The organism is Micromonospora sp. NPDC049047, assembly GCF_040649135.1.
Classification (GTDB): Bacteria; Actinomycetota; Actinomycetes; order Mycobacteriales; family Micromonosporaceae; genus Micromonospora.
In genome coordinates this window covers 70,140-78,947 of sequence record NZ_JBEZEY010000031.1, presented here as the reverse complement: position 1 = coordinate 78,947, position 8,808 = coordinate 70,140, and the positions used below count along the sequence as shown (strand labels likewise).

Below are 8,808 nucleotides of genomic sequence, written 5' to 3'. Positions count from 1 at the left end.
CGAACTCAACGGACGACCACGCCAAACCCTCGACTGGCAAAATCCAGCCGAGGTACTCCACAAACACCTGGTTGCAACCGCCACTTGAAACCGCCAGCCTCGGACACCCCGAGGTCAAGGAACCCGAGTCGATCACCAGTCGGCAGGCGGGCCAGCGGCAGGCGGGCCAGCGGCCGGCGGGCCGGGCAGCGGGCCGGCGGACCGGGCAGCGGACCGGGCAGCGGGCCGGGCAGCGGGCCGGGCAGCGGGCCGGGCAGCGGGCCGGCGGACCGGGCAGCGGGCCGGCGGGCCGGGCAGCGGGCAGGGCGGCGGCCGGTCAGGTGTCGCGCTGGCGGGAGACCGTCCGGACCAGTCGCTCGGCCACCTCACGGAGCGGGATGTCCAACGACGACGCGGCGGTACGCAGCACCTCCAGGGCCTCCACCGGCGGGCACCCGCGCTGGGTCATGATCACGCCGACGGCCTGGCCCACCACCCCGTCCTTGAGCAGCGCGGCGTCCCGCTCCCCGGCCAGAGCCGTGCGTCGGCCGCGGTCGCGGACGGCGGCCAGCAGCAGGCCGGCGTGTTCGGCGAGCAGCATCGCGGTCAACTGGTGTTGTGGGGTGAGCACGTCCGGCGAACCGGCGTAGAGGTTGATCGCCCCGATCACCTGGTCGTCGATGTCCACCGGAGCCGAGATCACTCCGTGTACGCCGAGGTCGCGGGCGCGGGCCGTCCAGACCGGCCAGCGCGACTCACCGGCCAGGTCGGCGGCGAGGATCATCTCCCGGCGGTGGATCGCGCTCATCGCTGGCGAGTCCGGCCCGTGCCGCAGGTCGTCGAGGCAGGCCAGCCGCTCGTCGGAGGCGGCCACGCCGGCCGGTTCGCCCGCCCGCAGGGCGGTGAACCCGCACCAGCGCACCCCGGCCACCGCGTCGCGGGTGACCCGGACCAGCGCCAGCAGTGCCTGATCGAAATCGGTCAACGCGATGAGGCCGGCGGTCAGTTCCCGCAACAGTGCGGCGGTCTCCAGCACACCGAGTCGCTCGACCACCGGTTCCCGCGTGTCCAGGTTCACCGTTTCACTGCCCTCGTACGCCCCCGCGTGCATCCCGCCGACGCCGTCACGTGTGCCATCGTCTGCTCTCTTCCGAGTTGACCGACCCGCCCTACTACCCTCGCAAACCGGGATCGAAACGGCGTAGGGCGGGGCCTCTGCCACACCCGGAGGTGTCGCAGAGGCCCCGAAGGTCGAGTCAGCGCGACGCGCCGCTGAGCCGCCGCCCGATCGAGGCGATCAGCCGGTCGAGTTCCGAACCGAACGGGTTGTCGTGCACCAGGTACGTCCAGGTGGCGGTCGGCCGGACCAGGGTGCCGTCGTCGGGCTGCCAGTCCTCGTCGAATTCGGTCTCGTTGAAGGTGGCGATGGTGCGGGCCTCGATCTCCGGGATGAGATCGTTGAACGCCGGCACGGCGGCCCGGTGGAATTCGTCGAGCGGGTCGAGCCGGCCCAGCGCCCGCAGGTGCACGCCCTCACGGACCTCCGACAGCTCGGCCAGGTGCTCGGCCCAGAGCCGGTCCAGGTGGTAGAGCGCGATCGACCGGGCCACCCGGGCGAGCAGGTCCTCGTCCATCTCGCTGGCCTTCTCCGGCGCCTTCTCCAACAGCATCACCGCGGCCACGTCGCTCGTCAGCAACCGCTCACGACGCGCGGCCAGAGCCTTGCGCTGCTGCTCGATCACCACGCTGTAGCGCCAGGTGTTGCGGTGGATCTCGTGGTTGACGCCCTCGGCGACCCGCTGGGCGTGCTCCACCGCGTAGTCGACCTGCTCGTCGGTGACCAGGCCGTCGGCGTTCATCCGCGGCGACGGCGGCACCGCGTCGGCGGCGTGCCGGACGACCAGGTCGTCCTCCAGGCTGACCAGGAAGACGGAACCACCCGGGTCGCCCTGCCGGCCGGCCCGACCACGCAGCTGGTCGTCCACCCGGCGGCTGTCGTGCCGGCCGCTGCCGATCACGTAGAGGCCGCCCAGCTCGGTGACCCGCTCCTGGTCGCTCTGGTCGCTGCCGCCCAGCCGGATGTCGACACCCCGGCCGGCCATCTGGGTGGAGACCGTCACCGCGCCGTACGCACCGGCCTCGGCGATGATCGCCGCTTCCTCGTCGTCGTTCTTGGCGTTCAGCACCACGCAGGGCACCCCGGCCGCGTTGAGCCCGGCGGCCAATCCCTCGGACTCCTTGACGTCAAGCGTGCCGATCAGCATCGGCCGCCCCTTGGCGTGCCAGCGCTGGATCTCGTCGATCAGCGCCTCGTCGCGTTCGGCCCGGGTGGCGTAGATGCGGTCCGGCTCGTCCTCGCGGATGCACGGGGTGTTCGGCGGGATCACCGCGACCTCGAGGCCGAAGAACTCCCGCAGCTGGTCGCCGACGAGCACCGCGGTGGCGGTCATCCCGCACACCTTCGGGTAGAGCGCGATGTACGCCTGCACGGCGATGGTGCCCAGCACCTCGCCCTCGGCGGTGGCGTCCAGGCCCTCCTTCGCCTCGACCGCCGCCTGGAGCCCGTCCGGCCAGCGGCGGCGCTGGGCCACCCGGCCGCGCATCTCGTCGACCAGCTCGACCGAACCGTCCCGGACGATGTAATCCACGTCACGGTTGAGCAGGGCGTGCGCGTGCAGCGCCACGTGCACCGCGGAGAGCTGGGTGACGTGCTCGGAGTCGTACAGGTCGATGCCGAGCTTGGCCTCGACGGCGGCCAGACCGGCGGAGGTGAAGGCCACGCTGCGCCCGTCCTCGGCGACCGTGTAGTGCTTGCCCTTGCGCAGCCCGCGGACCAGCGCGGCGGCGGCGTGCACCGGATCCTGCTCGCCCGGCACCGCGCCGGCCAGGACCATCGGCACCCGCGCCTCGTCGATCATGATGGAGTCGGCCTCGTCGACGATCGCGGTGCTCAGCGCCGGCTGCACCCGGTCGTCGACGTCGGTGACCAACTGGTCGCGCAGATAGTCGAAGCCGGCCTCGCTCACCGAGACGTAGGTGACGTCGCAGGCGTACGCGGCGCGCCGCTCCTGCGGGGTGGAGGCCTCGTTGACCCAGCCCACGGTGAGGCCGAGCAGGGTGTAGACCGGCTCCATCCACTGGGCGTCGCGGCGGGCCAGGTAGTCGTTGATGGTGAGCACGTGCACCGGCCCGTTGCCGAGCCGAACGTGCCCGTACGCGGCGATCGTGGCGGTGAGCGTCTTGCCCTCACCGGTGGCCATCTCGGCGACCTTGCCGGACAGCAGCGCCATCGCGCCGAGCAGCTGCACGTCGTACGGCCGCTGGTCGAGGCCCCGGCGGGCGGCCTCGCGGCCGACGGCGCAGATCTCCTCGTAGCCGACGGCGGCACCCGCGGCCTCGGTCAACTCGGCGTCGTCGAGCGCCGCCAGCTCGTCCGCACGCGCCTCGATCGCCGGCAGCAGCTTCTCCAGCGGAGCGAGATCCACGGTCGAGCCGGGGCGCTGGAGGAACCGCCGGAACTTGCTCTTGAACCGTTGCGACACACCCATGAGCGGCAACGGTACGCGATTCCGAGCGGCTTGCGCGGCCCGGCCGCCGGCAAGTTGACAGCGATCCGCCGGCGTCAGCCGACCAGCAGCTGATGGGCTGCGAGTTCCCGGTACAACGGATCGGTGGCGGTCAGCTCGGCGTGGGTGCCGACCGCCACCACCCGACCGCCGTCGAGGACGACGATCTGGTCGGCGTCGACAACTGTGGCGAGCCGGTGCGCCACGATCAGCAGGGTCCGGCGGACGGCCACCGCGTCGATGGCGCGGCGCAGCGCGACCTCGTTGCGCGAGTCGAGGTTGCTTGTCGGCTCGTCGAGCAGCAGCACCGGCGGGCTGGCGAGCAACGCGCGGGCGATGGCCAACCGCTGCCGCTCACCCCCGGAGAGCAGCACGCCGCCCTCGCCCACCTGGACGTCCAGGCCCTCGGCGGTGCGGGTCACCAGGTGGCTCAGGTTGACCTCGTGCAGGACCTCGCGCAGCCGCTCGTCGGTGGCGTCCGGGGTGGTGATCAGGAGGTTCTCCCGCAGCGTGCCGGCCAGCACCGGGGCCTCCTGCTCCACGTAGCCGAGCCGGGCCCGCAGCGCGTCACGGGGCAGGTCCCGCACGTCGCTGCCGTCGATCCGGACCGCCCCGGCGCTCACCTCGTAGAAGCGCTCGACCAACGCGAGCAGCGTCGACTTGCCGGCGCCCGAGGGCCCCACCAGCGCGGTCCGGGTGCCGGCGGGCACCGCGAAGCTGACCTCGCGCAGCACCGGCTCGCCGCCCGGGTAGCCGAACCCCACCCGGTCGAATTCGATCATCGGGGTGGGGCCGCGCGGGGTCGCCGTCGCACCGGCCGGCGCCGGCTCGTCCGCCGCGCCCTCCGCCGGCACGGCCAGGATCTCCTCGATCCGCTGCAGGGCGCCCAGGCCGGACTGCAACTGGGTGTACGCCCGCAGCACCTGGGCCAGCGGCAGGGCCAGGAAGAACAGGTACATGACGAAGGCGACCAGGTCACCCACGGTGATCGCCCCGGCGGCCACCCGGGCGCCGCCGATCCCGAGCACCAGCAGGAAGGCGCCCTGCACGGTGAGCGAGCCGATCGGCCCGACCACCGACTGCACCCGGGCCACCCGCAGCCCCGCCGCGTACGCCTCGCGGGCGCTGCCGGTGACGGTTTCGGTCTCGCGGGCCTCGGCCCGGCTGGCCCGGATGGTCCGGGCCGCCGAGATGGCCCGCTCCACCGCCGAGGTCATCTCGCCGATCCGCTCCTGGGCGGTGCGGGCCAACGCCCGGACCCGCCGGGCGAAGGTGGCCGCGAAGCCCAACCCCAGCACCACCCCGAACACTGTGACGCCGAACAGCAGCGGGTCGAGCAGCACCATCGCGGTCGCGGCACCGACCACCATCACCGTCCCGGTGACGGTCTCGAAGAGCCCGGCGGTGACGACCGCTCGCAACAGGGTGGTGTCCGAGCCGACCCGGGAGAGCAGGTCGCCGGTGCGCCGGCGGTCGTACTCGGCGATGGGCAACCGCAGCAGGTGCCCGGCCAGCCGCCGCCGGGTGCCCAGCACCAGCCCTTCGGCGGTGCGTTGCAGGAGGTAGTCGCGCAGCCCGCCGATCGCCGCCGCGAGCACCACGAGGGCCACCAGCACCGCCACCAGGTCGGCGACCGGATGGTCGGCGCTGATCCGGTCGAGCACCGACCGGGTGAGCAACGGTTGGGCCAACGACGCCGCCGCGCCGACAAGCGACAACACACCCACCACGGCCAGGGTGCCGCGATGCTCCCGCAGGTACGGCAGCAGCGCGGTCAGTCCGACCGGCCGGCCGTGCGACATGTCGTCGGCCGGCCGGCCGTGCGAGGTGCTCATCCCGCGAACGGTAGCCGGCCCGATCACCCCGCGGGCCCGCCTGGACAGGTCAGCCGGACAACACCACCTGTAGCTCCTGGCGGCGCCGGTCGGCCAGGTCGGTGAGCAGGCTCGGTGCCTGGTCGAACGGCACCACCGCGGAGACCAGGTGCTTACGGATCACGTCGCCGTAGGTCCGGAGCAGGTCGACGGTTTCGGCGGAGAGCCGCTCCCGGTCCCAGGTGGGGGCCAGTCCGCGCGGCACCCGGCCGATCTGCGCGCAGCGCAGCGACAGGCCGTTGTGGTGGAACTCCTCACCGAGCCGGACCGCGTCCGCCCCGCCCTGGTAGAACGCCAGGTCGATGACGGCGCCCTGGGGCCGCAGCAGCCGCAGGGCGAGCTGCAACGCCCACGCCTGCCCGCGGCACTGGAACACCACGTCGGCGCCCCGGTCGCCGGCGGTGTGCGCCCACCGGGTCTTGAGCACGACCGCCGGGTCGTCCGCGTCCGGGTCGAGGGTTTCCAGACCGAGCGCCTCGGCGACCTGTCGGCGGTGCGGGGTGGGATCGAGCACCACCACCGAGGCAGCGCCGTTGCGTTTGGCGAACAGCGCCGTCAGCAGCGCCACCACGCCCGCCCCGACCACCGCGACCCGGCGGCCGCGTACCCCGTCGCCGAGCGCGCGGACGTCGCCGCCGTGCAGGTCGGCGGCGGCGTGCAGCAGACCGTTCGCGCAGATCGGGCCCATGTGCGCGACGTAGACGCCGAGCAGCGGGTCGAGGTCGTCGGGCAGCGCCACGAACCGCTCGGCGACCGGGTCGGCCAGCCAGCCGGTGCGGTGCCCGTAGGTCATGGCGCCGACAGTGCCCACCGCGACCGCCGGGGTGTCGCTCTCGACCACCCGGCCGACCTGCATGTAACCCAGCCGGGTCACCGGGTACGGCGTGCTCGCCGCGCCCGGTTGGAACAGCCCCAGGTCGGCGTTCCAGGTGACGTTGAGGTAGGGGTTGGTGCCCTTGACGTAGCTCAACTCGGTGCCGGCCGAGACACCGCTGAACAGCGTCTCGACCCGGAACGTGCCGGGGCGCAGCGGCTCGGCGTCCTGCTCGACGATCTCCACGCGACCGGGCGCGGTGACTGTGACAACGCGATCACGCATCGACCGTCACCCCGCTGGTGAGCGGCGCCGGCTCGACGGGCGCGCTGAGCCGCACCGTCGTGCCGGTGCGGGCCGAGTCGGCGACGGCGAGGGCCACCCGCTGGGTCGCGAGGGCCTCGGCGTACGGGACGCGCACGTCGTCGCCGATGCCCCGCACGGCGTCGACGAAGGCACGGTCCACCGCCACCCGGGCGGCCTCCGGGTCGGCGGGGACGTGGCGTTCCCCGTCGGCGTCGCGGATCGTCAGGCCGTCCTCGCTCAGCGCGAGGGCCAGCCCGTCGGCGAAGATCTCCAACCCGGCGCGGTGCTTCCAGCCGAGCACGCAGGTGGCGCTGAGCGTGCCGACCGCCCCGTCGGCGAAGCGCAGGACGGCGGTGGTCACCGAGTCGATGTCGGCGCCGTCGACCGGCGGCGGGGTGCCGTTTCCGTACGCGGTGACCTCGGTGACCTCGCCGACCAGCACGCGGATCAGGTCGAGCACGTGGGCGGCCTGCTCGACCACCGGGCCGCCGGAGCGGTCCCGTCGCGACCACCACGGCACCGGGGGCACCTTGTCCAGCCAGGTGCCGCTGACCATTCGCACCGGACGGTCGGCGAGCAGGTCGCGGACCTCGTCGAGCACCGTCGAATAACGCCAGTGGTGGCCGACGGCGGTGCGCAGCCCACTGCGCGCGACCAGGTCGGCGATCCGCTCGGCGGTGTTCAGCTCGGCGGAGACGGGCTTTTCCACGAACATCGGCAGCCCGGCCTCGATCACCGCCTCCTCGGCGGGACCGTGCGCGAACGGCGGCACGCAGACGTACACCGCGTCCAGGCCGCTGGCCAGAAGTTCGGCGACGTCGGCGCAGGCCTGCCCGCCGTGCTGCGCGGCCAGCGCGGACGCCGCCTCCGGCGCGACGTCGGTCACCCCGACCAACTCGACGTCGTCGAAGCCGGCCAGCACCCGGGCGTGACGTTGCGCCACTCCCCCGGCTCCGATCAGACCCACCCGGCATTCCTGCATTCGGCACCCCTTTGAAGACCTTTCATGAGCGATGGGAGCAGTCCCCTGGGGTGTGCGCAATCAAACGTTCATCCCCCGGGAACGCTGAGATGTCACCGTTGTGATCAAGCTGTTGCCGAGAAAGCGGTTAGCGCGTGCTGAGGAATGGGAACAACCAAATTCGGTTTTTCCACGCACGAACGGAGGGGTGCCCGTGCGGGATGAGACATCGAACGTGTCACCGGTGGTGGAGGCCTGGGCCACCTACCGGACGACGTCGGCGGGGGACTGGCCGGCGCGTCGACTGGTGCGTGCCAAGGGCGACACCCGGGTGAGCGTCGTACTGCCGGCGCGCAACGAGGAGGCCACCGTCGGCGCCATCGTGTCGACAATCCGGGAACACCTGATGGATCGGGTCGCCCTGGTGGACGAGCTGATCGTTGTGGATTCGCGGTCGAGCGACAGGACCGCGCAGGTGGCCCGCGCCGCCGGCGCGGAGGTGGTCAGCCAGGACGCGATGACCCGGGGGCTGCCCCGACTCACCGGCAAGGGCGACGCGCTCTGGGCCGGTCTGGCCGCCGCCGAGGGCGACGTGGTGGCGTTCATCGACGCCGACCTGCGGGAGTTCCGGCCGCACTTCGTCAGCGGGCTGCTCGGTCCGTTGCTCACCGACCCGTCCGTCGACTTCGTCAAGGGCTTCTACCACCGGCCGCTGGTGGGCACCTCCAGTGTGGAGCAGGACGGCGGTGGCCGGGTGACCGAGCTGATGGCCCGCCCGCTGCTCAACCTGTTCTGGCCCGAACTGGCCGGCTTCGTGCAGCCGCTCGCCGGCGAGTACGCGGGCCGCCGGGACGTGCTGGCCCGGGTGCCGTTCGTCTCCGGGTACGGGGTGGAGACGGCCATGATGATCGACCTGTTGGACCTGGTCGGCCTGGACGCGATGGCGCAGGTCGACCTCGGCGAGCGCAAGCACCGGCACCAGGACACGGCGGCCCTCGGCCGGATGTCCGCCCAGATCATGTTGACCGCCTGGTCCCGCCTGCAACGGCGCGGCTGGGCCACCCCCGGGCTGGCGCCGGAGGCGTTGCTCACCCAGTTCCGGCGCGGTGGCTCCGACACGCTGCCCAACCTCGACCGGGAGATCGTGGTCAGCGACGTGTCCATCGAGGAACGGCCACCACTTGACGAGCTACGCCACCGGGTGCCCCGTCGCCGGGTGGCCGCCGCGTGAGCGCGAGGAGTGAGCCGATCTTGCGAGCCCCGCAGTCGCGAACCGGAGGCACCGCGACCGGCAGAGAGGGACGGGCC

The 8,808-nt window shown here is 72.8% G+C and carries 6 protein-coding genes; 1 reads left to right on the top strand and 5 read right to left on the bottom strand.

Annotated elements, in window-relative coordinates; genetic code table 11:
- Nucleotides 1–316: 316 nt before the first annotated feature.
- From AB0B86_RS31590 to AB0B86_RS31570, 5 genes are all read right to left on the bottom strand, one after another.
- Nucleotides 317–1,057: a GAF and ANTAR domain-containing protein gene (locus AB0B86_RS31590; protein ID WP_357406216.1), complete on the bottom strand. Its 741-nt coding sequence runs from the start codon at nt 1,055–1,057 to the stop codon at nt 317–319.
- Between the two features lie 178 nt (nt 1,058–1,235).
- Complete coding sequence (gene secA2 / locus AB0B86_RS31585) at nt 1,236–3,527, bottom strand: accessory Sec system translocase SecA2 (protein ID WP_357406214.1); 2,292 nt, start codon at nt 3,525–3,527, stop codon at nt 1,236–1,238.
- Nucleotides 3,528–3,601: 74 nt separating this feature from the next.
- Nucleotides 3,602–5,380: an ABC transporter ATP-binding protein gene (locus AB0B86_RS31580; RefSeq protein ID WP_357406212.1), complete on the bottom strand. Its 1,779-nt coding sequence runs from the start codon at nt 5,378–5,380 to the stop codon at nt 3,602–3,604.
- A 49-nt stretch (nt 5,381–5,429) separates the two neighbouring features.
- Nucleotides 5,430–6,518 carry a zinc-binding alcohol dehydrogenase gene (locus tag AB0B86_RS31575; protein ID WP_357406211.1) on the bottom strand — a complete coding sequence of 363 codons (1,089 nt, stop codon included), beginning with the start codon at nt 6,516–6,518 and terminating at the stop codon, nt 5,430–5,432.
- A complete protein-coding gene (locus AB0B86_RS31570) occupies nt 6,511–7,521 on the bottom strand; it encodes a Gfo/Idh/MocA family oxidoreductase (protein WP_357406209.1) in 1,011 nt (336 codons plus the stop codon). The genes AB0B86_RS31575 and AB0B86_RS31570 overlap by 8 nt, the downstream gene beginning before the upstream one ends.
- A gap of 226 nt (nt 7,522–7,747) precedes the next feature.
- Here AB0B86_RS31570 and AB0B86_RS31565 point away from each other — a divergent pair, with 226 nt between their 5' ends.
- The gene (locus AB0B86_RS31565) at nt 7,748–8,731 is read left to right on the top strand and encodes a glucosyl-3-phosphoglycerate synthase (RefSeq protein WP_357406428.1); all 984 of its coding nucleotides are present in this window, start codon (nt 7,748–7,750) and stop codon (nt 8,729–8,731) included.
- Nucleotides 8,732–8,808 lie beyond the last annotated feature (77 nt).